Genomic DNA, 23,897 nt, shown 5'->3' with positions numbered 1-23,897 from the left:
AAGGAGCACCACACTATGTCCCTGCTGAAGCGTATCCAAGATGTAAACAAGGGCGGCGCCGACAAGAAGTACGACGCCTTCGGCGCCGTGTTCGAGGTCAGCACCGCCGTGGAATCGAACGGCGCGGTCAAGCTGACCGGGAAGCTGCTGAACGAGAGCAACCCCAAGGTGAAAGCCGGCGAAGAGATCGTCGTCACCTTCCGCGGCGAGTCCGCGAGTAAATCCCTGACCAACTTCGTCAAGGGCAACGGCAAGAAGTCGCTGGCCGCCCCGGATGCCGCGAAGGGCACCTTCCTCACCCTGGAAGGTTGCTTCTTCAGCGACGAGATGGAGGATGGCAAGCGCGTACTCAGCTCGCGCTGGCTCAACACCCTGGCGTCCAGCAATGACACCGACCACGACAACCGCTCGTTCATCGAGAACATCCTGGCGACGGCGCCGCGTATCTCGTTCAAGAACCCCGCGGTGCAGCCGGGCGAGCCCGAGCGCATCACCCTGCCAGTGAACGCCCGTACCGTGACGGCCCGCGTCAAGACCGACCATGGCACCTTCGAGAAGGAGTTTCCCGTTACCTGGGCGGTCCAGAAGCTGGAGGCCCTCGGCCCGAACGACAAACCGCAAGTGCACATCGATACCGTGGAGCCGTCGAACGCCCGCAATGTGCGCAGCCGCCAGGATCTGGAAGAAGTCCTCGCCGAACAACTCGGCCGTGGCACCAAGGCGCTCGCGCTGCTGCGGGTGACTGATGGTGAAGATGTACTGACTCGTGCTGTGTACGTCGGCTTCAAGCGCGACGGTGACGAGTACGTGCCCGACACCGAGAAAACCCTGGAAGATCTGTTCAAGAACAACATCTTCAAGGGCATCCCGAACGACGACCTGTTCGCCGGCCTGGTCAATGGCGACGTGCGTGTGGAAAGCATTCCCGGCTACCGCATGAACTACGCCGGCGATCCGACGCAGGACAACAACGCAGCGTTCAAGCTGATCAGCGAGGTGAAGGCCGGTCGCACCCAGCGCTACGAAATGATTTTCGGTGAACAGGCAAACCTGTTCAGCAAGGTCATCCTCCCCGGCATCGCTCGCACCGACACGATCTCCGGCTTCTCGCCGTTCAACATCCTCGCCGACGAACCGGGCACCTACCTGGCGAACCAGTTCAGTACCCCTCTGGTTCGCCCGGGCGCCGAGCCGCAACCGCCGAAGCTTCCGGCTGAAGAAGCGCAGGAACCGGCCCCCGACTTCGCCTCGCTCGAAAGCGAGTTCGATACCGCGCTCAAGGGCGAGGAGGAGGCTCCGGCCGGTCCTCGTCCGTAACGCCTTCAAGGCAAGCAGTAGCCATTTCAGCCGCTTTCGAGCGGCTGTTTTTTACGCCTCCGGTAGTGATCGCCATGCAACCAGCCACCCCCACTCAAACCAAGAACCTCGTCAACTGGATCCAGCTCAACACAGATGATCCGGAAACGCGCTTGGTGGCAGTCAAGTTCCCTTCGGGTACCAAGCGCCTCGTGTTGGTAGCGAACCAGGATCTCACCAACGGCCAGCTCCAGGTGTTGGGCGAGCTGGGCTTCTATCGCAGTCGGTCGGGGTTCCTGGTTCGCGATGACCTGCGCTTCAGCCTGCAGCAGATCCAGAAAGCTTTTCCCAAAGCCCATCCGGTGAAGGTGCCGATGAACTGGGTGACTCGCATCATGCCGGAGCGCCCGGTTTCACCAGCTAGTGCGACTGTGTCCACTCCCAAGGTCTCTGCCCCGGCAATCAGCATCCCCCCGCAGGTTCCGGCGCAAGGCCGCGAACAGTCCGTAGGGAACGAAAGCGAAGACCGGCCCGACGAGGTTCTTCCGGTAACGGTCACCGTCAACAACGCGGTGATGTCAGCCCGGCCGCTTGGCATGAATTACCGTGGCCAGATGGTCTTCCTGGGTGAGGATGGACGCTTCATTCAGGGGCCAGCCCAACAGATCATTCGGGAGGCCGACAGCCGCGGTGCCACATTCCTGTATGGGGCAACTGCGGAGGACCTGGCTTTATGCGCCGATGGCTTGGTGAGGGAGATTGCCGGCGGCAAGGTCCTGCGGTTCGACGATCTGAAGCGCTTCAGCAGTATCGTGACGGAGATCCCTGAGGGGGCTGTTCTCTCTTCTCCTCGGGCAAGAGAGGTACAGGAGGCAATCGAGGCCGCGCTGGTTCGGCACATTCGCAAACAACCTGGGATGACGCCTAAAGCTGCCTACAGTCTGGCCATCAAGCTGCACGAAGGGCAACCGCCGCTGGCTGCACGTACCTCCGAATCCGTTGCTCTGCAGCAGTATTCGACGCCGCTTCCATTGAGTGTTGCTGTCCAGCAAATCGTTGGCGGCTTCAAGGGGCGTTCTGTTCTGGAGCCGACGATTGGCAACGGCTCGCTGGTATGCACCGTCAAGGACGCCGCCTTGGCCGGCGTCGAGCTCGACGCTCGGCGCCTTGATGCGATCCGGAGAGACCGGTCGGAGGCGAACCTCCAGCATGGCGATGCCACATCCTTCGACTTCCGCTCGCTTAATGGTGGCGGGGACTTCGATGTCGTTTTAAGCAACCCGCCATTTGGGGGCCTGCAGCCACCCCGCATGATGTCCGGGCTCAAGGTCAGCAGGGTAGACCACCTGATCATGATCCGGTCGCTGCAGGCGCGGGCGGACGACGGCGTAGGGGTCTATATCATCGGCGCGGACAGCTACCTTGACAGCCAGGCCGGGCTCGTCACAGGCGGTTCTCGGTATCTCTTCAACTGGTTGGCGGATCGCTACCAGGTCGACGCCGTCGAGGTGGATGGTGGGATTTACACCAAGCAGGGGGCTTCTTTCCCGATTCGTATCGTCGTGGTCGGGAGGAAGGAAGCCGGGCATGCCCAAGTGCCCGATCGGCTGCCGGTGCTGCTGGACCACGACGAGGTGTTCGAATGGGCTGCCGGCATGTACGAGAAGTATGGCCTGGCGGAGATTCGAACTCCTGAAATGGGCCTTCAGGAAGCGCTCAGCGATTCGGCCGTCGTCGAGCTCGATGGCGATGCCCCGGTGGAGGATCGCTCAGCTGAGCAATCCCATCCCCCAGTTGAGACGGAGTCCGGTGCGGCAAGGGCGGTCGCGCCGGTGGATCGCAGCGAGGAAGAAGAAAACTCGTACCAGTCGCCATATGCGGCTTTCAGCCGAGCCGGCGAGGCCACAGCGATGGTCCCCCGAAACCTGGCGACGCCTACCCGTATGGCTCTGACAGAGGTTGTGCGAGAAGAGGGCGATGTCGACGGTTTCGTGGCGGCTGAACTGGGGTGGTCCGTGGAGGAGTTGGGCGGCTATCTCTCCCCTGAGCAGGTTGACGCCGTGGCCCTGGCCATCAACTCCTTGCAGAAGGGGAGGGGCTTCCTGGAGGCGGACCAGACAGGGTTGGGTAAAGGGCGGGTGATGGCTGCCTTGGCCAGGTACTCGGTCCTGCAGCAGAAGACGGTTGTCTTCCTAACCGAAACGCCGACGTTGTTCACGGACTTCTGGCGGGACATCAGCGACATCGGATCGGCCGAGCTTTTCACGCCGATGATCGTCAACGATGGAGTGTCGATCTTCGATCCGATCTCTGGCAACAAACTGGTTCCAGCCACACCCAAGGCGGTGATCCAGGCCGCGCTCGATGGCGGGGTGGTGGATCCCGCCTACAACCTGGTGCTCGGTACTTATTCCCAGTTCAACCGGGACAGAGCCAAATCTTCGAAGGCGCGCTGGATCAGCCAGATCGCGGAGGGCAAAGCGTTATTGCTGGATGAAGCGCACAACGCGGCCGGCGAGTCGAATACCGGGCAGAACATCGGTCTCGCCATCGACAACGCCGACTTCGTCGTTTACTCCTCGGCGACGGCCATGAAGGCTGGCAAGAACGTGATGCTGTATTCCGAGCTCTTCCCCGAAACAGTGGATATGGGAGCGTTACCGGAGACGCTCGCCATTGGCGGCGAGGTTCTGCAGGAGGTGCTCTCGGGAATGCTGGCTCGGGACGGCGTGTTTATTCGGCGCGAGCATGACCTCAGCAATCTGGCATTTAGCACCGTCAGCGACGACGGGCGAGAGGAACGAAATCGATCGCTTTCGGACAAGCTCGCCGAGATCCTGGAGCTGATGAACTACTTGGCCGGCGACATCAATGAGTTGGTCAACAAGCGGAACAAGGAGATCAAAAAAGCACTTGAAGCCATTCCGGAGGTGGAGCGCAAAGGCAACCGGATGGGAGCGGTCAGCACCAACTTTGGGTCGCGCCTCTACGCGATTTACCGCCAGTTCATGATGGCCATCAAGACAGACCTCGCTGCTGACAGGGCTATCAAGGCCCTGGAAGAGGGCAAAAAGCCTGTCATCGTGTTGGAGAACACCATGGAGTCCCTCCTGGTGGACATTGTGGCCGACCTACGGCCTGGCTTCGATGACGTTGATGCCGAAGAGTTCGGAACCAGCCTGCAGGGCGAGACCGAACTGGATGGCTATCTCACCTTCCGGGATGTGCTGCACCGCATGCTGCATCGCCTGACCTACTACGTGGAGACCAACCGCTATGGTGAGGCCACCAAGGTCCCCGTGACCTCCGAAGAGTTCATGGATGTGGTTTCGACAGTGGACGGGTTGATCAATGACTTCCCGGATCTGCCGGTGTCGCCACTGGATGAGATCCGAACCCGAATCGCGACGGCTGGTTTCATCTGCGATGAGCTTTCCGGCCGCAAGCTGCAGATCCATCAGCGAGCAGGGAGCTTCTTTGCATCGCCTGTGCTTGAACGGCCCAAGGCGCAGATCGTGAAGGACTTCGTGACGGGCACTACCGATGCCCTTCTGCTGACACGTGCCGGCAGCACGGGTATCAGCTTGCATGCCGGCGAAAAGTTCCCTGACCAGCGGCGCCGGGTAATGATCGAGCTTCAGTCCGCCGCGGACGTGAACACTCGGGTGCAGTTCTTCGGTCGCGTCAACCGGAAGGGCCAAACGTCGTCGCCGGAAATCGAGACGTTGTCGTCGGGCTTGATCGGCGAGGCCCGGCCCATCGCGATGCAGAATTCCAAGCTCCGGAAGCTATCTGCCAATACAACCGCAAACCAGGACAACGCTGCTCTGGACCGATCGGTACCGGACTTCATCAATGCCATTGGTGACGAGGTCGCCTTCCGGTATTTGGAGGCCAATCCGCGAATTGCGCAGCGTCTCGACATCAATCTGGAGAATGAGGACGAGCGCGAAGAATCGTACTTCATCAACAAGCTGACCAGTCGGCTTGTGATGCTGCGTGTGGTCGAGCAAGAGCAGATCTACGAAGCGCTCACCAATGAATACCTCCGGGTCATCAAGGAGCTCGACGCCAAGGGCGTGAACCCCTTGAAATCGCGAGAGCTTGATGTGCGAGCGCGGGAGGTGGCGCGGGTGGTGTACGAGAGCGGGAATCCCCATTCCGATAGCGCATTCAATCAGCCGGTCTTCGCCAAGACGATCGAGTATGACGTCGCGCTGGATCCGATGAGGTCGGATGCCGTCAAGCGCCTGGTTCGTGAGGGTTCTGCTGCGGTTGAGCACTTCAGGATCAATCATGAGCGACGTCAGAACCAGGACTTCTTCCTTGCCCTCAAGGGGTTCCTTGCGGTCAACCGACGGAAGTTTCTGGAAACCGTTTTAGCGAAGGATTGCAAGTCGGTTGACGAGGCGTTGGCGGCTAAGAGGCCGAACTCTGTTCAGAAGATGATGCACCGCCTCAAGGTGCTTGATGGCGTCCTCGACGGACTGCAGGTCGGGGCCGTAGCCAGGTTTACCAACAACGACGGTGAAACTGATTTCGGCGTTATCGCTTCGATCGCCGTGCCTGACAACCCGAAACACATCCACCTGCTTGGAGGGTATGAGCTCAGCTTTGCAGTACCGGGCCGGCAAACGCTGATCGACCGGACGCTCTACAGCCTGCAGGACGACGTCCAGTTCCGGATCATGCCAAAGGCCGGATTGCTGGATGACCTCATGCTGCGGTTCGACACTGCGCCCGCAGGGAACGTGACATACCAGCGGCTGATTCTCGACGGCAACCTGTTCAAGGCCGCGCAGATCGCGGCTGCGGGCTCCATCGGCAGCAGCATCATTTACACCGATGAGCGGGGTGCGCGTCACCGCGGGGTGCTGATGGCCAGGGGCGTCGACCTCAAGCATTTGCAAAGCCTGCCAGTTCGCGTGGAAACGGCGGCTATGTGTGGTGAGGTACTCGACCGGTTCCCAGCGGTGAAGCTCACAACTTCGCCAGGCTTGAGCGATGACGACGAAAGCGAGATGCGTCTTTTCCTGCAGGACGGCATGGCCGTCATGGAGGTTCCCGGAAGCAAGGTCTGGGGCGGTCGTTACTTTGCGAACGAGGACCTGATCAAGGTTACCGGGCCTTTCGCCGGTACGCGGAAGGTGATGGTGGCCAAGTTTCCCACCGAAAACATCTCGAAAGCGATGGGGATTTTGTACAGGCAGGGCGTTTCGCTATATGCGGAATCCTCTTTGAGACAAGCTATTAACAATTTAAGAGGTGTCATATACTCTAATGAAAGTGAAAATGAAGAGCGCATGCGCGCTGTGAAAGCTTAGGGAGGCTGCATGACGCCATTCGAGAAATTCTGCTCCCGCATGGAAATGCCATCGGGTATCGGCCGCGAGCTGCCTTATGTGCAGCTCGGGTTTGTTAGCGCTGATCAAAGCACTGGGGCAGATGCCGCAGTTGAGTGGATTGAGGGTGATGACGAGCACCGGATCCGATTTTCGGTATCCGAGTGGAAAAAGGCCGAGGCCGGCGTCATCCGTGAGCCGGTAATGCAGGTCGAGTTTTCGGAAAGCTCCGGTGAGCTTTTGGTGCCCGCCGGTGAGGGTGGCGAAGTGATGGCCGATCTGCTGTTGGCCATGCAGGGTATGAGGGTGCTAGGGGGTGATGATGCAAGCGCGTAGAAGCATTGCCCTGGTATCACTCTCCCGCGGCCGAATCTTTGCCGCCGGATCCATTCGGGGGGTAGTTCAAGCTGTCCTTCAGGTACCGGCGAAGGTTCTGGATCCCGATCTTCATGCCAGTTTCCTTCTGAATGAACTCGCGGATATCGCTGGGGGTGAGACGCTCCTGAGCAAGCACCGCAATGGCGGGCTTGATCTCGTCAAGTTTGGTGCGGATTCGGTGAGAAAGGCCCCCGTTTTTTTCCCGAGCGAAGGTGCCGGCTTTTTTCACCAAGTCTTTCAGTTGTTTGTCCATCTGATGGACTCCTTTTTCGAACTCGTTTTGATGATACCAAACCTTCCGAACTCGGCTTGGAAACCGTTTCGCAATTGGCCAGTGGAGGCATCTTGAGATGAAAGTCTACGTCGCCGAGAAGCCAAAGCTGGGTAAGGCCATGGTTCAGGTCTTGTCAAAGACCTCGCCAATAACCAACAGGGGGGGGACTTTTGCGGAAGGAAATGGTTGGGCGGTTTGCTGGGCTGCGGGGCACATTTTTGCGCTCGAAGAACCCGATTACTACATCGGAGCTGCTTTCCCAGGCGCCCCGAAGGGTAAGAACGGCAAGTTCAAATGGAGTTGGGATCACCTGCCGCTCTTCCCTGGGCAGAGCGATTTACCAGGGTGGTCGATAGCGCTCGACTCCGAGAAAAAAGATCTGTTCAAGACGATCAAGTCTTTTGTCGCGAAGGCCACTGTGGTGGTCAATGCCGGGGATCCCGACCGCGAAGGGCAGTTGCTTATCGACGAGATCCTGGAGTTTCTGGGCAACCGGAAACCGGTGCGGCGCGTGCTCATTTCTGGTTTCGATGAGACGACTGTCGCGAACGGTTTGAAGGGGGAGTGCGACAACGCCGGCTTCATCGGTCTTCGTGACGCAGCGCGATCGCGCTCAAGGGCTGATTGGCTGGCGGGGATGAACCTCAGTCGTGCCATTTCCCTTCACGCGAAGGAATGTGGATTTCAAGGGTCGCACATAGCCTACGGCCGCGTGATGACCGCGTTGTTGGGGCTGATCGTCCAGCGTGACCTGGCGATCGAAAATTTTGTTCCCGTTGATTATTTCGCGCTTTCGGCGCGATTCAAGGTCACCAAAGGCGATTTCCGTGCGCGCTGGAAACCGTACCCCAGCCAGGCGGGGCTGGATGAAAGAGGGCGGCTGCTGGATCGGCGAGTAGCCGACCAGTTGAACACTGCGGTCCAAGGCAAGACTGGCAAGGTGGTCGAATACAGCGACACTGAAAAGACCGAGTCGGCCCCTTTGCCGTTCTCTGTCGACCAGCTGCAAATCCTGGCGTCGAAGAAATTCGGCTACAAGTCGGATGCGGTGCTGAAGGCCCTGCAGAGCCTCTATGAAAAGCATGAGCTCACCACCTATCCGCGATCCGACTGCCAGTATCTGCCTGAGAGTCAGCATGCTGATGCTCCTGAAGTGTATGCCGCCGTCACGAATAACCTGCAATTTGGTGCACCGCTGCAGGACATTGATCTAACTCGCAAGTCGCGAGCCTGGAACACGTCCAAGACTCCGGTCCACCACGCGATCATTCCCACTACGCGACGGGCCAATATCTCCGTCCTTTCGGGGATCGAGCAGGACCTCTACGAGGAAATCTGCAGACGCTATTTGGCGCAGTTCATGCCGCTTCATCGCTACCGCCAGGTAGAGGTAGTGGTCGAGGTCTCGGGGCAGCGCTTCGGTACCTCCGGCACCACCCCGCTTCTGCCGGGCTGGAAGGCCCTTTACCCGGGCATGAAAACGAAGAAGAAAGGGGAAGACGACAGCGGCGAGAACGACGTGCTGCCGCCGATGGCTGTTGGGGATGCTGCCCTATGTGAAGGCCTGGACATCACTGCGAAGAAAACCACGCCACCCGATCACTTCACTGACGCCACGCTGCTCGACGCGATGATCAACGTGCACAAGTACGTCACCGACGAGCGCATCAAAGCGATCTTCAAGCAGATGATCGATGACCGGAAAGCGGGCGAAGAAGAAGCCGCAGGCGGCCTGGGGACCCCTGCAACAAGGCATACCTTCGTGCCGAAGTTGGTCGACCTGGCCCAGGTGGAGTTCGTGAAGCCGAAGGGTAAGCAGAAGGAAGAATTCATCATCTCGACTCAAGCCGGCAGGGCGCTGATCCAGGCGCTGCCTGCCGAGATCGCGAAACCGGACATGACCGCGTTGTGGGAAACGGCGATGCGCGAGATCGAGGCGGGCAGAAGCACCATCGATCGATTTGAGGCGATGCAGCGCTCGTGGATTACCAAGGTGATCGCGGAGATCCGCTCCAAACCCCTGAATATCCCCTACACGGGGCCGGCGAAAGCGGGGGCAGGCAAAGGTGGAAGCTCGGGCCCTCGTGTCGCACCGGAGCCGGTCGGCAAGGCCTGTCCGCAATGCGGCAGCCAATTGATGAAACGAATGGGAGGCAATGGGCCGTTTATCGGCTGCGAGGGCTTCCGGTCGGGTTGCAAGTACACCGAACAAGTAGCCGCATAAGGGGCAGAGATGATGATCGGCGTGAGAGATCTGGTGATTGACGAGTTGCGTGCTGTCGCAGCCGTACCGAATGGGCTGGACCGCAACGTGTTGGTGCGGATCCAAGACAGCATCGCTGCCGACGTGATTTACCTGTACCGGGAGCAGCTGGAACAGATGATGAGACGCCAGGAAGTCGCGGGCCTGCCCGCAGCCATTGCGAAGCAAGAGCGGCAGGATTTTTTCGCCGAGCGACTGAATCTGGAATACCGCAATCGGGCGGCCAACGGCCAAGGCTTCAGTTTGCCGCTCTATGTCGAGTCGGCGAAGAACTTCTACCACCTGGAGATCCGGCGCCATTTGCAGCAGGTGCAGGACTACCTGGTCCATGGGCGGGCGGTGAACGAGCTGAACGCCGGCGCCGAGAGCATCCGTGAACTGCGTGCTCGGGATCCCAGCCTGAACGCCCTGGCGCACAAGGTGGCCGGTGGACTGAATGCTATCAACGAAACCCTGGAGCGCCTTTCTCGGGTGCAAACCGGGGCGGCCGCTCAGGTCAGTCGTGAACTGCGTAGAGAAATGCGTGACGGCCTGGTTGAGCTGCAGGAAGACCAGTTTGCGAATTCGCTGCTGTCCGAGGCGCAAATGTTGGCGGGAGTTCAGCGTATGAGCAACGAGCTGGAAGAGGGCGGGAATAGCCTGAAAGTCCGTTGACAATACGCAATAATAACAGAAAATAACATTTGCCAATTCAGATAGAGGTATCGCCATGACTGTTGCTCTGAATACCCAATTCACCTATCCGCAGGTCGTCATCCAGTCGGCCGTTCAGTTCCCCGCCGGCCACTATGTTGAGCTGGACGATATCGCGTTCGAGGCGAACGGCCTCGGCCGCAAAGTGGTCCAGGCTCAGTCGGTGACCGCGCATGGCAAAGAGTTTTCCGTCGCCTACCTCAACGTCGACGGAACCGGTTATGTGCCGATCCAGGACAGCTCCCGCCCTGTTGATCTGGGAGACCTGGATTCGATCACTCGTGATAACGCGGATCTATTTCGCGCCGTGCATCAAGCCTTCGGCGGAGCTGCGGATAGTTACAGCCACCTGGAACTAGTGGTCGCTCTCCGTAACGCCATTCACCAGGGTATCGCTCCTCTGAACTCGGCCGAGCTGAAGCGGATCGCCGGCGAGGCGCGTGTCTATGCGAAGCGTGCTTTGTGGGTTCACCTGAACTCGATCGAGGCGATCACTGATGCACCGATCAATTGGGCATCCAAAGAGCTGTAAGAACTGCCAATAGGCGAGGGGGGACGAATGCGGAAAGTAGTAAGCCCGGTGTTCCAGCCGATCGTGGACGCTCGGACAGGTGCTGTCTCGCATTACGAAGCCCTTGCCAGAACGAGGGGGGTCCGTTCCGGGCATGTAAAACTACTGCAGCTGGGCGAGGAATTCGGTTTCATCGACCTCATCGACTTCGAAGTGCTGCGGCATGTTTTCCGTTTACTGCGCGATCGGCCATATGTGCGCGTCGCTGTTAACGTGTCCGTGTTGACGATAGAAGAATCCTGTAACGAGCTGCTTTCGCTGGTGTTCAAGAATATGGATCTGGCACACCAGGTCGTTTTCGAGATCACCGAAACTGCGCAGATCAACGACATGCCGAGGATCCAGCAGTTCGTCGCGGCGGTTCGCCTATTGAACGCGAAGGTGGCCATCGACGACTTCGGCGATGGTTACTTTACCGCGCCGCTCGTGCGCGAAATCCAACCGGAATACCTGAAGCTGAGTGGCGACTTGGTTGCAAGGCTCTGCAGCAGCGGAGAGATCCTGCCTATCCGGGATCTTGCGCGCTCGTTCGGCGGTGAGTTGATCGCCGAGCATGTCGACTCCGAAGAAAAGCTCGCCCGGCTGAGGGAGCTGCGCGTGGGGCTCGTCCAGGGGTTTCATGTAGGCCCCATCCTGGAAGAGCTGCCCGATCTGCAGGAAAGCCGGCAGCTCGCTCTCGGTGTTGCGAGGATCGGGCTATGACATCCGCTCTGCCGGTTGTGCTCGACGAATACCTCTTGCACCGAGGTGAGCTCGATGGCGTGCAGTCTTGCGCCTTACTCTGGCTTGCGTCCGATTGGCCGTTCCACGATGCCGTTGTGCAGGTGGTGTCGAGGCCTCTCGACGTTCGACGTGATGTCCGGATCAAGAGCGAGGCCGGTGATATCGTCCTGCCGGCCGTGGAGAGTCAATGCCTTGAGATTATCGAGGCGGCGGGTCTTCACGTGCTTTTCCAGCCGCGGCCCGGAGTGACCGAGGTCCGGCATGTTCCGTTGTCCGGAGGACTGCATGGGTAGCGGAGTTACCGATTTTCTGATGTCCGGGACGACTGTTGTGCACTCGAAAGAGGGTTCTACGCCTGGGGCGAAGACACTGCTCAGAACGATTGCTGCCGGCGTCCTGGCGTCATTGTGTTTGGCAGCGCCGGTGAGCGCTGCAGATGGCCGCCAGGCGGGTCTCTCGGGCCTGGCTCATCTGGGGCAGGACTCCATTTCCCAGGAGCTTCAGAATCTGGCGGCTCCGGGCTCTACTTCTATCCGAATCGTGTCGACATCATCGGCTGATTTCATGCAGTTCGTCAGCCAGGCCCCCGCTTTTCTGATGCGAGGTTCCCCAGACCTTCTGGATCCGCAGAGCCGTTTCTGGTTGGCAGCAGAGCGAGGTGGGGACCGCCAGTTCGCCATCAAATTGTCGGAGAAGAAGTACCTCTGGAGTGAGCGAGAGACTCTTTGCTTTGTTGGCGGTCTTGAAGGCGTCGGCGCCGATATGGCTATCAGCGATTCCGGTCTCAAATATGTGGATGACGCGATCAATGGTGGGCCTCGGGTCCTTCAGTCGGCAGAGGAAAAATTGTTTTTTGCGACGGTCCACGAGCTGCAGCATTGCCGCGATGTGAGTGGTGATGACCTGCGGCGTCGTGCCATTGCTGAGTTTGGGGTAGCCGGAAAGTTATATGGCACTGCGCTTCGCGAGCTCAAGGCCGACCTCGCTGTAGCGCTCGCGCATGCGAGCAAGGATGGCTCCTTCGTCAACGCAGCGGCGTCGCTGGGGGCCTTCCGCGGGGCTTCGTTGGCGGATCCCGAGCATGCGACGGAGCACATGCTCGGGATTGTCCTTCAGCGGCTGGACGCAAGTAGCTATCGCGGCATGCACGTCGCCGAACTGTATGACGCCGTTGAGCAAATTTTCGAGACGTTGGATCCCCTTTCTAACAGGCAGCTGCGGCATGCCTTTGTGAGCGAAGTTGCCGAGAAGGCTGAGCTCTACGAGCGGATTCAGCGCCGGCCGGCGACATGGGCTGACGAGGCTATGAAGTTGTTGCCGGCACTGGTCCTTTCTGGTGAGAGCCGACCTGCCCTGGATGTCGATGGTCGGGCTTCACGCCTGGTCGATGTACTCCTGCAGAACGATCTGCGTCATCCGCACATTCTCGCTGAAGAGAAGCTGCGGTCTTCCGAGATGTACAAGGCGCTGCTCGATCTCGTTGGGGAGCACGCCACTGCTCAGCAAGTTGCCAGAATGGCTTTGGTCGACGAAATCACGGCTCACGGACGTCAGCCCGTCTTTCAGTTGCCAGGCGATCAAGGTCTGGGGGCGGAAGGGTATCTGGACATGCTGAATGCTCAATCCAGCGGGCTTACTCAGGAAATAGTTCGACAGCACGAGGCGGACTCGTTGAGGCCCTCGCCGATCTAGGTCGCAAAGGGTAGGGTGGCCATCAGATTATTTTGGGCGCGCTGAATGTTGATGTTGAGTGTTGTGATCGAAAACCCAAAGGCCAATTTGGACGCCAGACAGGGCATGTAGAGGTCGAACGTCCTTTGACGCTCGTAGGGCCCTCTCTGGGCCACAAAGTCATTTTCGAGCACTGAAGGGGCGGTCGATGGCGTAGAGGGTGGTTGTGGCCGAACAAGTTGGTAAGGAGGTCGGATGAATCGTTTACGGGTACTTAAACAGCGTGCAGCGCGGGGCAAGGCCGGCGTATGCAGAAACCCGGATGGCTGGTATGCCGCCCATGGTCGCGGCTGGGGTGACTGCCATGGGCCGGTATCGCGTCGAGAGGCGATCCAGCTGGCCGCCAGGTGGGGGATGCCGACGAAGGCAGTCAAGATCGTGGTTACGACCGATTGAGTGGGAGGGGCGATGAACCAGAACTACATCAGCGCAATGGTCCTTTGTCGCGATGGGAATGCCGGCACGTTCAAGGTTTCGATTAACGAGCAAGGCGAGTTGGTGTCCACAGCGCCAGAGTGGCAGCCGGAAAGTCCCTCCGACTCGCCGACGGAGAAGGTTGGAGTTGTGCCGACGATCGAAGGGCGTACCGGTATCGGTCATGTGATCGATGGCGACGTATGGCGAGATCTGGAAGCGAATGGGCGGCTCGATGATGTCTGGCGATTTGTGCTGGATGGCGAAAGCGTCGAGGAGGCTGTCGAATCCGCCTTGCATGGGAGCAGATGCGCTATGTAGCGGCTAAATGATGATGTTGAAGTGGGGGGATTTTCACCGTGAAAAGGCGCTCCCCATAAACTTTCACCTTTGAAGTGCCTGGGCGCTTCTGTGAGCCGCGTAGAACGCACGTCTGGCGCGGTCTCCCCATATCCGTTCACCTTTCGGGTAGGGCGCCCCATATCCATTCACCTTACTAGGGACGCTAGATGTCGAATACAAGCATTTTGAGCGATGCCGATTGGCCGCATAAGCGGGACGTCGTCTTGCTGGTCAAACCCAGTGCGCGCAAGCGGGTAGGTCTCACCCTCTTGGCCATCGCCATTTTATTTTGCGGGGGCATGGCGGTCCTCGGCGAACGTGGCCCTGTCTCGTCGTGGCTGCAGTCCATGGATCGAGAGGCTGATCGCGCTAAGTTGGAGCCGGTGATGCGAAAATTCGCTGAGCAGGGCAAGCCGGAAGCGATCATCTGGCTTGCGCAGAACTTCCCGAAAGAGAACAGGACCTCTCTCGAAGCTTTGGCGAGCCAAGGGAACGGAACGGCGCTCTTCACCCTCGCGGCGCTGCGCCTCCGTGACGGCGACGAAGGCGAATTCGAGTCATTGATGCAGCAGGCAGCAGAGGCAGGTAATGCTGACGCTCTTCGTTTCATCAAGCGCCAGGCTGAGCGCTGAGGCATCTATCCGTGGCGTGATTTTGAAACCTAGATCACGCCACGGATAGTCCACCGTAAGTTGCGAGCGAAGGGGTGTTGGTGGTGGCAGAGACATATACCTGTGGTGGCTGTGGAGCGGAATTTTCCCCCGGCGATCATGTGTGCCGGGGGTGTCACGGTCGAATCGTTTATGGCGCCCTTCCGGAAGAGGTTTCGAAAGGAGCGGGTGCTGCAGGGGCGGTCTGGGCGTCTATTGCCTTTGCAGTCCTGTTTCTGTTGCCGGTGGTAGTGTCTAGCTGTTTCGGTGTGGCTGTCCCGATTGGCCTCGGGCTTGGGTTGTGGGGATTGCTGGTTGTCTTTGCTGTCTGGGTATGGGGGTATCGGTGGGGCCGGAAGAGGGCTGTCGCTGCGCGAATTGGCATGTGCAGGACTGTTGTTGATAGGAGCCGGTCGTGATCAAGTTGGCTGCGGATAGTTCACCGGTGGCGAAATTCATTCGCCATAGGCGCTTGGTCGCCGATATGCGCCTACCTGGTGTGGTCGCGGCTGAGTTCCAGGGTTGGGTTGGCTCCTGCTCAGTTCGTTATCGTCTCAGGGGTGCTGAGCACGCGGATGTGATTTCCTCAGTAGATGAAGCCTTGCTGGTGGCTGGCATGCTGAGTGCCCCACTGGCCGGCGCTGACTCGGTGCGCGTCGAGCCTGCTACATCCGGGCAGGCTGACTTCCGCACGGCATTGGAGTGGGGAAGGGCTCGGCTTGGCGAGGTCGACCTGGCGAAATTGCTGGCTTGGTGGTCTCTCTGAGAGCAGATGGGTTGCTCTCGATCTTTTGACTTTCATTAGGCTATAGTAAGCGCTAATTTGCTGAGAAAGCTTTAGCGCATGAAGCTGTCCGACTACAAGAAGTCACCGAAAGAGTTCATTCAGGGGGTCCGTTCTGACGGGTTCCGGGTGGGCTTGTCCACGGCTTTCGCTCCTTGGATTAGCGCCTTTTTCCGTGAGAAGCATGGTGGTACCTGGTTTGGCCAGGGCCGTATGTGGGCCTTCGACCGCTCGAAAATCAATGGCGCATTCGCGGCGAGTTTGGCCGAAAACCTGCCATCCGGAATCCTCTACGATGTCGGGCAGTTTGCGCAAAAGCTTCGCATCGCCCTGGCGTCTCCCGATCCGGACCTGTTCGCGCCCTTCCTGGATGTCCAGATCTTCCCTGTTGAGGGCGGAGACTTCGTTTGCCTATCGCGGTTTGATCCTCTCCTAGTTAGCACGTTGCAGGGCCTGCAGGGCACCTTCCTGCGTAATCGAAATGCCTGGCGGGTGAAGGTTGCCCTGCCGCGATTGCTTGAGGTGCTGGAGACGCAGGCTGGAATCCGTCGAGAACACATCTTCCTCAGCGATACCGAAATCGTTCTGGAGCAGCATGCTTCGATGGGTGAGGGAGACCGACCAGGTGTTCAGGTGGGCGGTATGGTCCCTGAGCGAGTCGGCGCTGGGGATGCGGAAGGCGAGAACGCGATGTTGAGCGTGATCGCAAAACCGATGAAGGAGCTTTGGATCAACGAGGCGGATTTGGCGAAGGCTGTCCAGGCATATGGGCTGCATGGTGAGTATGCCTACCAGGAAGTGGGCGTTCGTCATCTCCTAAGGTACTCAAGCTGTCTGCTGGCCGATGATATGGGGCTCGGGAAGAGCCGCCAGGCTGTCGTCGCTGCGAGCTTGGTCACGGGGCCGGGTGCAGTGCTGGTGGTCTGCCCAGCCAGCCTGCGGATCAACTGGGAGCGGGAGATCCATATAATCCAGCCCGACGCGAAGGTTGTGATTTGCGGCGATGGCGAGGCCTGGTCGCAGGCTGACTGGCTGATCGTGAACTACGAGAGGTTGGGCGCCGTCGTTCAGGCCATGAGCGACGGCGATGTGCGCTTCCGAGTGATGCTGTGCGATGAGGCTCACTATCTCAAGGAGCCCGACTCCACCCGTACCCGAAATGCCTTCCTGCTCTCGAAGCATATCGAGCGCCGGTTCCTTCTGACTGCGACTCCGGTGCTGAACCGGGAGAGCGAGCTGCATAACCTGCTGCGGCTCTCCGGTCACCCAATCGGAGCCATTCCGCTTAGCGATTTTCTGTCGGACTTTGCCGGCTCTCCAGAGCTCAGGAAGGCATTGAGCGAGCGCGTTTCCGAATGGATGTTGCGCCGGCGTAAAGATGTACTGGCTTCGTTGAAGGGCAAACGTCACGAATTTAAGTATGTAGATCTAGCGACTGGCGAGCGTGATCAGTACCTAGCAGCGGTCTCCGACAACACGCAGACCGCCATCGTCAAAATCGGAAAGATCCGTCAGCTACTGGAGCGTCTAAAGGCTTCGTGGCTGATCGATACGATCACATCATTGGGTGACGACGACAAGTCGATCATCTTCTGCGAGTACACCGAGTCTGTGGCCTACCTGGCCGACGAGTTCGCCAAGGCCGGGATCCAGACGGTGACCTTCACCGGATCTAATTCTGGAACAAGAAAGCAAAAAGCGATCGACACCTTCATGTCGGATCCGGCGGTCAAGGTGTTCATCGGCACGACCAAAGCAGCCGGTGTAGGCCTGAACCTGGTCGCTGCCAACTACGTGTTCTTCGCGTCGCTACCGTGGACTGCTGCGGCGAAGCGACAGGCCGAAGATCGCGCCTACCGAAACGGCCAAAAAAGAGCCGTCACCGTCTTGATGCCCGTGATCTCCGGGACGATCGACGAGCAGGTCGTACTACTGCTGCAGCACAAGGAAAGCATTGAGCAGGATCTGCTCGATGACTCTGTTCAGGATCCCGGCCTCGTCGAAGAGCAGATGGCCGCCAAGCTTTTTAACGCAGCGTGAGTGGAGGGGAGTCATGTCGTTATCGTTGATGCGCTTCATGGTGAAAGCAGATGCCAAGCTGGGCTTTGTTCCCTACGACACGCTGCTCAACAAGAAGCTGGAAGTGAGCTACCGGAGTATCGAGGCGGCCTTTCGGCGCTGCGACTCACTCAACCAGGTGTCAGCTGGGGGCACGGCCCGTGCCCAACAGGCGCAACCCTCTGTCGACGGCAAGGCACCGGCGACCAGGTTGCTCAATGTATACAACCGCATTCACGAGCTCTACAGCCGGATCTGCACGTCGGTCGACGGGCTCTCGGTTTTCCGGGCTCATAGGAGCGAGTACGACGGGCTCTTGAACGAGTATGTCCAGCTCGCGGCCGCGCAGGTCGTCAACCGAGCTAATCCGTCGCCCTACTGGGGGCATGATCGCTTCACTGTCTCGGGCGAAGGGTTCTCGATGGTTTGCTCGGCGAATAGTGGTGACGTCCTGGAAGTGAGCATTCAAGGCATCGTCAAGGACGCCGCGGCGGAAACGTTGCGTTCGATCGAGCGCGTCGATATTCGCGAGCTGGCCGAGTGGTTCCACTCTGTCAGCGACCGCAATTTCGAGCTGGCTGGCCGGACGCTTGATATTCGCGCCGTCGGGTATTGGCCGCGAGGCGGTGGAGACCGGGTTTCCCCTGACGAGGACTTCCGCGAGGACGCGCTGCAGCGCCAGGTCGGGCGCCCCGCTCTTCGGATGTGAGGGTTGACCAGGTGATAACCAAGTAATAACATTGTTATTACTTGGTTAAGCCTTCGGAGGCTGTCGTGGTCGGAAAGTCAGTTCAAGCGACCATGCTTGTACCCCGCTCGAACGGGCGCGGGCTCATCTTCAGTGAAGTTCGCGTGGTTCGCGCATTCGACTACCCGATAGCAGGGCGGTCGTTCCGTTTCGCCATTCATCCCCCTGTTGCGCCTCTGGAGCACGTCGCCTACGTCATTTCCGAGTTCAAGACAGGTCGGCAGTGCGGCCTGCTGCACATGAAAGCGAAGCGCCGCTTGATCTCCGCTGCTGAGCGACATCTCGCGGAGGTTGTTCGCGTTCAGGGTGAAACCGAGCTCGTGCGGTTGATCGAGCAGACCCAGGCCGAGGGCACGTTGAATGACTACTGAGCAGCCCGCTGCAGGCGCTGCCTGGCAGCTGGGCAACCAGGCGTTTCGTGACGGAAAGAATCTGGACGATAACCCGTATCCGGCTGGAACAAAGTTGGCGGAAGAGTGGCAGGCCGGCTTTAACCGTGCCTGTGAAGATGAGCTGAGGGGGTGCCCATGATTGCTGAGTGTATCGGTTGCGGGTGCACTGATATGTGCGCCTGCGTTTCAGAGGATGGGCCCTGTTACTGGCTGCGGGTGGATTACAGCCGTGGCGAGGGCGTCTGCAGTTGTTGCTCCGAGCGGGTGGCCGAATGGGACGCCGAGATCGGACGCAAATCGATCGACGACCAGTTCATTGAGCTGATGGACGCTCTCGATGGGTACGATAGCCCGGAAGCGATCAGTCAACGGCTTGCTGAGCTCCAAGGCCCGATCAGGGAACTCGCGGCGGCTTGCCGGCAGACGGTGCTATTCAACCGAGCTCAAGTCGAGTTCCAGTCGACCAAAACCGACATCGAGCTGCGGCCGATGGAGGGAGGTAGCCTCTTCGCCGTTTGGTATCTGCTGATGGATCGCATTGCACGGTCTCCGACCAAGTTCCACATGCGGAGCTCGGTGAGGATCCTGCTTCCACTTGTCGCGGATTTTCTGCCGGAGGACCCGAATGCCTGATTGTGAGCGAGTGCTTCGAGATCTGGAGCTTGACCTTGCGGAAACGGTTGAGCGCCGAGCGTTCATTCGCGGGCGGCATGCCGGCGAAGACCGAGCGAGGTGGCAGGTCCTGATCTGCGTTGTTGTTGGCGTGATCCTGTATGTCGGATGGCGTATTCTTTCGAGCTAATGAGGAGTTCCTGAACAATGGAAAGACAGCTCAATGTGCCTCCGCACTCGATTGAGGCCGAACAAGGCGTCCTTGGTGGTCTGCTGCTGGATAACAAGGCCTGGGATCTGGTCGCGGATAAAGTCCACCCGGAGGATTTTTACCGGAACGATCATCGCCAGATCTTCGAAGCGATTTTGGAGTTGGCGGACCGTAGCGAACCGTTCGACATCGTGACGGTGTGTGAGGTGTTGGAAGGGCGGTCTGGCTGGGGAGGCCTGGCCTACGTGGCCGAGCTCGCCAAAAATACTCCCTCGGTCGCGAACATCGTTCACTACGCCAAGATCGTTTCTGAGCGAGCCCATCTGCGCCGCTTGATCTCCATCGGCTTCGAGATGAGCCGGCAGGCCTACGAGCCTGGGGCCGACGTAGCCTTGGTTCATGAAGAAGCGGAGCGCGCCCTGTTCGGTCTCAGCCAGGATGAACGCGACCAGGACTTTGCCGACATGGGCGAAGTCCTGAGCGCCGTCATCGACGAGATCGATAGCAACTTCAACTCCGAAACGGAGGTGACGGGTGTTCCTACTGGCCTGCCCGATCTGGATGCAATGACTGGCGGCCTGCAGCCTGCAGATCTGATCATCGTCGCGGCGCGTCCCTCGATGGGCAAGACGTCCCTGGTGATGAACTGGGCCAAGCCGATCCTTGACGCTTCTCCCGGGAAGTCGATCCAGATCTACAGCATGGAAATGCCGGCAAGGGCGTTGCAGTTCCGATTCCTCGCCCAGCTGGGGCGTATCGACCTGAAGGCGCTGCTGCGGGGCAAGCTTCAGGATGAAGACTGGCCGAAGCTGACGGCAGCCGTTGGTGTCTTTCAGGGTATGCAGGACCGTTTGGCGATCGACGATTCCGCGAACCTTACGCCGACATCGCTACGAGCGAAGGCTCGGCGTGGTGCCCGTAAGTACGGTCCGCCGGCGGCAATCATGGTTGATTACCTGCAGCTGATGCGCTGCCCAGGCTACGAGGGGAACCGCACTCAGGAGGTCGCGGAGATCTCCCGGGCATTGAAGGGGTTGGCCAAAGAGTTCAATTGCCCCGTCATCGCGCTATCGCAGTTGTCCCGCCAGTGTGAGCAGCGGCCCAACAAGCGCCCTGTGAACGCAGACTTGCGGGAGTCCGGCGCGATCGAGCAGGACGCGGACATCATCATGTTCGTCTATCGAGACGAGGTCTACAACCCGGACACTGAGTACAAGGGGGTTGCCGAGTTGATCCTCGGCAAGCACCGGAACGGTGAAACCGGTACCGTGCGGACCGCGTTTATTGGCAAGGAAACTCGTTTTGTGCCGCTCTCGGCCGAGCAATTTCGGAACTTCGATTGATGAGCTGCTGGGAACAGAGTTGCCGCGTGCAGAAAGTGATGCAGCGGGATCGCCTGGGGTGCGGGGTGGCCTGTGCAGCGATGGTTTCCGGCAAACCATACGGTGTCGTGCGACAGCTGTTCGTCGACAATGGCATAGGTGCTCGCAAGAAGCGGCCCCTCGCCACCAATTTCTCAGAGATGCAGTACGCTCTGGCGCTCCTCGGGATCGAGTCTGAGCTGAAGCGCTGGAGCACCTGGGATGCAGTGGAAGGCCTTGGCATCGTGGCTGTAAACAACGGCCAGGGCACTGCCAGCCGGAACTGGCATTGGGTCGTGGCTGAGCGACACACGAGTTTCGGTGTTGTCCTCCATGATCCGGATTTCGATCTGCCGAGCTTCAGTTCGGCGCCGCCTGGCGTGCATTGCCATCCCTTCTCTGAATACCAGGCCCGCAAGAGCTGGATTCGGATTGTGCCACGAGGGAGCCATGGGTAGCAGGTGGCCGCGGCTCGCGGCAGCATTCGACTATGCGGCTTACAGCGTGGCCTCTGCGGAAGAAGCTCATGCCCATTACGGAGATCCAGAGCCAACACCTACAGAGCGCTGGACGTACTGGTGGCGAGGGTTCTTTGCCGGCCTCGCAAGTGACAGTAATATCCTTCCGCTCTCGGAGCGGTTTTCGCGGCTCCGACCACTTTTTTTACTTCGCAGGATCGAGCAGGAAACAAAAAATGAGCGATGAAAAAATCCCGGATCGCATCAAGGCGAAGCTGACCATTGAGCTGGATTTCGCAAAAGAAGATCAACCGCTTATTGGAGAAGTCCTGCAGGGCATCCTCGATAACCTCGGGCTCTCCAGTGAGGGTAGTGGCTCCCGCACTGCGCAGAGCCACTATAGCTACAAGTTGGAATCCAACCTCCCGAAAGTGCCCATGACGATGGAGCGTCTGTTCGATCTGATGGACCAGGCGCGTGAGCCCGGGGAGCCGACCGCTGCAGAGCAGATCGCCGATTCCATGCACCCGAACTACGACGAGGCCGTGGATTGGTGGGAGAGCCTCGCCGAAGGGCAGAAGCAGTGGTTTATCAAGAAACACTCAGACGTGAAACTGGTGACCAAGGCCTGGGAAGTGCACAAGGAAATGGATTTTGCCGATCGAGTGTTCTTTCAGACCTTGAAGTGAGTGGACCTATCCACCCTGGTTGGTGGTTGCCAGCCCACGGGCACCAGGTGCTACTGGTGCCAATCTTCAATCAGCTCGAAATAGTCCGCTGACACTTCGCCGACGTTGCCGGCGATAACCGCGCCGTCTGGCAGAACGAGACGAGCCCGCTTCACATCCCCGCGGCTGAGCATCGCGAATCCCAAGGCGGTATCAAGCAGCACTGCGACTGTTTCGCCGGCGGCGACGCGGCTGATCACGACGTCGGCGGCCGGGCGATTCGCCTGGCCGCCATCGCCGTACACCACTGTCAGGTCGACCGGACCTCGATGCGAAAGTGCGTCACTCATACTTGATCGTTCCCACTCATAGAAGTAGCCATGATCAACCAGCCTCTCGATTACGATTGGACCGGGGGCATCACCCCATTCGGCAGACCGTATCCAATCCAGAAATTCTTTATCACTTTGACCTGATTGCGAGTGCAGGGCACTGAGCTCGCCCTCGAAATCGATCTGGGACCAGGGGCCGCCGTCGGGGTCGAAGTCGTCTACGACGGTCACCTGATCGCGCAGAACACGTTCCATATGGTTGCTGTGCAGCCTGAAAGTGGAGGATGTACGCCAGTCAGGGGCGAGAAGCAGAGCTCTGTCGATGCGGGTGGTGATCGAGTGGTAATCAGGACCACCCACGCTGGCCTCGGATACGAACTCCCAGTAGAGCGGGCCAAGCGCTGGGTGAACTGCCATGATGACAACACCAGTGCGTTGCCGAAGCGTGGGTTCGCTGCTCATTGGTCTTTCCCAACAACCGCCTGCAGGCGCTGCAGGGCTTCATCTATGGTTGTCTGGGGTGCCTTCCCGAGCAGCTTCGCACCTCTTGCAGCAAGATCCACCGGCCGCACCAGGTTGACCAAGGCTGCCCCGCTCGCCGGCGTGCGCCCCGGAAGGACGATCGCGACGGCAAAGCCGGCGTAGCGGCTGCTGTCGTGCTCGGTGATAGGAACGGCTAGGGCGAGCCCCAGGGCGTTGTACGCTGCTGGGGAAAGCACGAGCGCTTTACAGGCCACCTGCGTTGAAGCGCTACCCATGTCCAGGGAGACGATGTCACCGCGGTCGAATTGATGCTGCGGGCGCTTGTTCATGCTTCGTTTCCTACCGGCGCGGATGTTCTCCAACAGTGGATGTCCGGCGGCTCCGGGGCCTCCAGGTCACACTGGGCGACTAGCGTGCTGAGGTCGTATTCGGTAGCGACCTTGGACACCACCAGGGTCTGATCTTTGAAGGAGACGTCTACAGGGTCGCCAAGGCTTACGCCGAGTTCGGCCAGCAACGGCTTGGGTATCGTGATGCCCTGAGAATTCCCAATCGCACGGATAGTCGTTTTCAACGTTCTGTAGCCTCTTGCGAAAGGCGGTTGCGCTGCGCCTGGAGCGCTTTGAATCGCTCGGAGACAGGTGGGCGTTTTGCCATTTGCTTGCGGACGAGCTCCGCAAGCGTCGACGCCTGTGCATCCACCCCGTCACCAGATATTGCTGTCGGCTCGTGGCCAGGTACTGGGAATTGCACCCAGATCCTCGGTGGGATTGATCGTAGGGTCAGGTTGAGATGGCCTTGAACCACTCCCCCCTGGAAGTTGAAGGAGATCTGCGCATGTTCCGGTGTGAGCTCGGAGACGAATGCTTCGAGCTGGTCTCCACGCTCTATCGGCGAGGCGCTGATCAAACTGCAGACTCGATCTGCAGCTGCTCGTAGGCTGAGTGCTTGAGGGTGGTTTACGGCAGTGTTCGGAGTGATATCCGGCATATTGGTTCTCCCTGCGCAAGGTGCTAACAATGTTATTACCCTGCGCAGGGGAAATCAAACTACCAGCTACGCTTTATGCCCCTGCGAGGTAAGGTAGCGGCCCGAACGGTTATGAACACCGAA

Annotated in this window: 24 protein-coding genes; 18 read left to right on the top strand and 6 right to left on the bottom strand. The window is 59.2% G+C overall.

The genetic code is table 11. The features are described from left to right. Positions 1-15 precede the first annotated feature (15 nt). The 3 genes from G1E_RS16305 (at position 16) to G1E_RS16295 (ending at position 6,974) form a co-directional block, all read left to right on the top strand. Complete coding sequence (locus G1E_RS16305) at positions 16-1,317, top strand: hypothetical protein (protein ID WP_009684332.1); 1,302 nt, start codon at positions 16-18, stop codon at positions 1,315-1,317. 74 nt (positions 1,318-1,391) lie between these two features. Continuing rightward, a complete protein-coding gene (locus tag G1E_RS16300) occupies positions 1,392-6,620 on the top strand; it encodes a strawberry notch C-terminal domain-containing protein (RefSeq protein WP_009684331.1) in 5,229 nt (1,742 codons plus the stop codon). A gap of 9 nt (positions 6,621-6,629) precedes the next feature. Continuing rightward, entirely contained in the window at positions 6,630-6,974 is a 345-nt protein-coding gene (locus tag G1E_RS16295; RefSeq protein WP_007975543.1) for a hypothetical protein, read from the top strand. Positions 6,975-6,990: 16 nt separating this feature from the next. On the opposite strand, the gene G1E_RS16290 is transcribed toward G1E_RS16295, so the two are convergent. Beyond that, positions 6,991-7,269 (bottom strand): hypothetical protein, encoded by a 279-nt coding sequence (locus G1E_RS16290; protein ID WP_009684330.1) that lies wholly within the window; start codon positions 7,267-7,269, stop codon positions 6,991-6,993. A 97-nt stretch (positions 7,270-7,366) separates the two neighbouring features. On the opposite strand from G1E_RS16290, the gene G1E_RS16285 reads away from it, so the two are divergent. The 4 genes from G1E_RS16285 to G1E_RS16270 are packed head-to-tail and all read left to right on the top strand — an operon-like array spanning position 7,367 to position 11,519. Then, the gene (locus G1E_RS16285; protein WP_023118088.1) at positions 7,367-9,514 is read left to right on the top strand and encodes a DNA topoisomerase; all 2,148 of its coding nucleotides are present in this window, start codon (positions 7,367-7,369) and stop codon (positions 9,512-9,514) included. A 12-nt stretch (positions 9,515-9,526) separates the two neighbouring features. Further along, positions 9,527-10,207, top strand: a complete 681-nt coding sequence (locus G1E_RS16280) for a hypothetical protein (RefSeq protein ID WP_009684327.1) — start codon at positions 9,527-9,529, stop codon at positions 10,205-10,207. Between the two features lie 55 nt (positions 10,208-10,262). Continuing rightward, positions 10,263-10,778, top strand: a complete 516-nt coding sequence (locus G1E_RS16275; protein WP_009684326.1) for a hypothetical protein — start codon at positions 10,263-10,265, stop codon at positions 10,776-10,778. A 27-nt stretch (positions 10,779-10,805) separates the two neighbouring features. Continuing rightward, positions 10,806-11,519 carry an EAL domain-containing protein gene (locus G1E_RS16270; protein ID WP_009684325.1) on the top strand — a complete coding sequence of 238 codons (714 nt, stop codon included), beginning with the start codon at positions 10,806-10,808 and terminating at the stop codon, positions 11,517-11,519. A 74-nt stretch (positions 11,520-11,593) separates the two neighbouring features. On the opposite strand, the gene G1E_RS28375 is transcribed toward G1E_RS16270, so the two are convergent. Further along, positions 11,594-11,803, bottom strand: a complete 210-nt coding sequence (locus G1E_RS28375) for a hypothetical protein (RefSeq protein ID WP_023118086.1) — start codon at positions 11,801-11,803, stop codon at positions 11,594-11,596. A gap of 22 nt (positions 11,804-11,825) precedes the next feature. On the opposite strand from G1E_RS28375, the gene G1E_RS16260 reads away from it, so the two are divergent. The 11 genes from G1E_RS16260 (at position 11,826) to G1E_RS16210 (ending at position 21,990) form a co-directional block, all read left to right on the top strand. After that, on the top strand, positions 11,826-13,232 hold the full coding sequence (locus G1E_RS16260; protein ID WP_009684324.1) for a hypothetical protein: 1,407 nt from the start codon (positions 11,826-11,828) through the stop codon (positions 13,230-13,232). 447 nt (positions 13,233-13,679) lie between these two features. After that, a complete protein-coding gene (locus G1E_RS16255; protein ID WP_009684322.1) occupies positions 13,680-14,006 on the top strand; it encodes a hypothetical protein in 327 nt (108 codons plus the stop codon). Positions 14,007-14,194: 188 nt separating this feature from the next. Then, positions 14,195-14,659: a hypothetical protein gene (locus G1E_RS28370; protein WP_031642858.1), complete on the top strand. Its 465-nt coding sequence runs from the start codon at positions 14,195-14,197 to the stop codon at positions 14,657-14,659. A gap of 433 nt (positions 14,660-15,092) precedes the next feature. Continuing rightward, entirely contained in the window at positions 15,093-15,443 is a 351-nt protein-coding gene (locus G1E_RS16245) for a hypothetical protein (RefSeq protein ID WP_009684320.1), read from the top strand. Positions 15,444-15,521: 78 nt separating this feature from the next. Further along, the gene (locus tag G1E_RS16240) at positions 15,522-17,501 is read left to right on the top strand and encodes a DEAD/DEAH box helicase (RefSeq protein ID WP_009684319.1); all 1,980 of its coding nucleotides are present in this window, start codon (positions 15,522-15,524) and stop codon (positions 17,499-17,501) included. A gap of 13 nt (positions 17,502-17,514) precedes the next feature. After that, the gene (locus tag G1E_RS16235) at positions 17,515-18,228 is read left to right on the top strand and encodes a hypothetical protein (RefSeq protein WP_009684318.1); all 714 of its coding nucleotides are present in this window, start codon (positions 17,515-17,517) and stop codon (positions 18,226-18,228) included. Positions 18,229-18,320: 92 nt separating this feature from the next. Then, positions 18,321-18,638: a hypothetical protein gene (locus G1E_RS16230; RefSeq protein ID WP_110389097.1), complete on the top strand. Its 318-nt coding sequence runs from the start codon at positions 18,321-18,323 to the stop codon at positions 18,636-18,638. 156 nt (positions 18,639-18,794) lie between these two features. Then, positions 18,795-19,292, top strand: coding sequence for a hypothetical protein (locus tag G1E_RS16225; RefSeq protein ID WP_023118082.1), 498 nt, complete (start codon positions 18,795-18,797; stop codon positions 19,290-19,292). Positions 19,293-19,478: 186 nt separating this feature from the next. Further along, positions 19,479-20,825: a replicative DNA helicase gene (gene dnaB / locus G1E_RS16220; protein ID WP_009684314.1), complete on the top strand. Its 1,347-nt coding sequence runs from the start codon at positions 19,479-19,481 to the stop codon at positions 20,823-20,825. Positions 20,826-20,851: 26 nt separating this feature from the next. Continuing rightward, positions 20,852-21,301: a hypothetical protein gene (locus tag G1E_RS16215; RefSeq protein WP_015026481.1), complete on the top strand. Its 450-nt coding sequence runs from the start codon at positions 20,852-20,854 to the stop codon at positions 21,299-21,301. Positions 21,302-21,537: 236 nt separating this feature from the next. Further along, positions 21,538-21,990: a hypothetical protein gene (locus G1E_RS16210; protein WP_009684312.1), complete on the top strand. Its 453-nt coding sequence runs from the start codon at positions 21,538-21,540 to the stop codon at positions 21,988-21,990. 50 nt (positions 21,991-22,040) lie between these two features. Here the strand turns inward: G1E_RS16210 and G1E_RS16205 are convergent, their stop codons facing one another. From G1E_RS16205 to G1E_RS16190, 4 genes are read right to left on the bottom strand one after another with little or no spacing between them, the layout of a single operon-like run. Continuing rightward, on the bottom strand, positions 22,041-22,763 hold the full coding sequence (locus tag G1E_RS16205) for a hypothetical protein (protein WP_009684311.1): 723 nt from the start codon (positions 22,761-22,763) through the stop codon (positions 22,041-22,043). Next, positions 22,760-23,113 (bottom strand): type II toxin-antitoxin system PemK/MazF family toxin, encoded by a 354-nt coding sequence (locus tag G1E_RS16200; protein WP_009684310.1) that lies wholly within the window; start codon positions 23,111-23,113, stop codon positions 22,760-22,762. The genes G1E_RS16205 and G1E_RS16200 overlap by 4 nt, the downstream gene beginning before the upstream one ends. Beyond that, on the bottom strand, positions 23,110-23,358 hold the full coding sequence (locus G1E_RS16195; RefSeq protein WP_009684309.1) for an AbrB/MazE/SpoVT family DNA-binding domain-containing protein: 249 nt from the start codon (positions 23,356-23,358) through the stop codon (positions 23,110-23,112). Before G1E_RS16195 ends, G1E_RS16200 begins: the two co-directional genes overlap by 4 nt. After that, positions 23,355-23,774: a hypothetical protein gene (locus tag G1E_RS16190; RefSeq protein ID WP_033690665.1), complete on the bottom strand. Its 420-nt coding sequence runs from the start codon at positions 23,772-23,774 to the stop codon at positions 23,355-23,357. The genes G1E_RS16195 and G1E_RS16190 overlap by 4 nt, the downstream gene beginning before the upstream one ends. Positions 23,775-23,897: the final 123 nt, after the last annotated feature.

This window comes from Pseudomonas sp. TJI-51 (assembly GCF_000190455.2).
GTDB classification, from domain to species: Bacteria; Pseudomonadota; Gammaproteobacteria; order Pseudomonadales; family Pseudomonadaceae; genus Aquipseudomonas; species Aquipseudomonas juntendi.
Note: the sequence above shows the minus strand (reverse complement) of the source record. Positions and strands in the feature narration are given on the sequence as shown.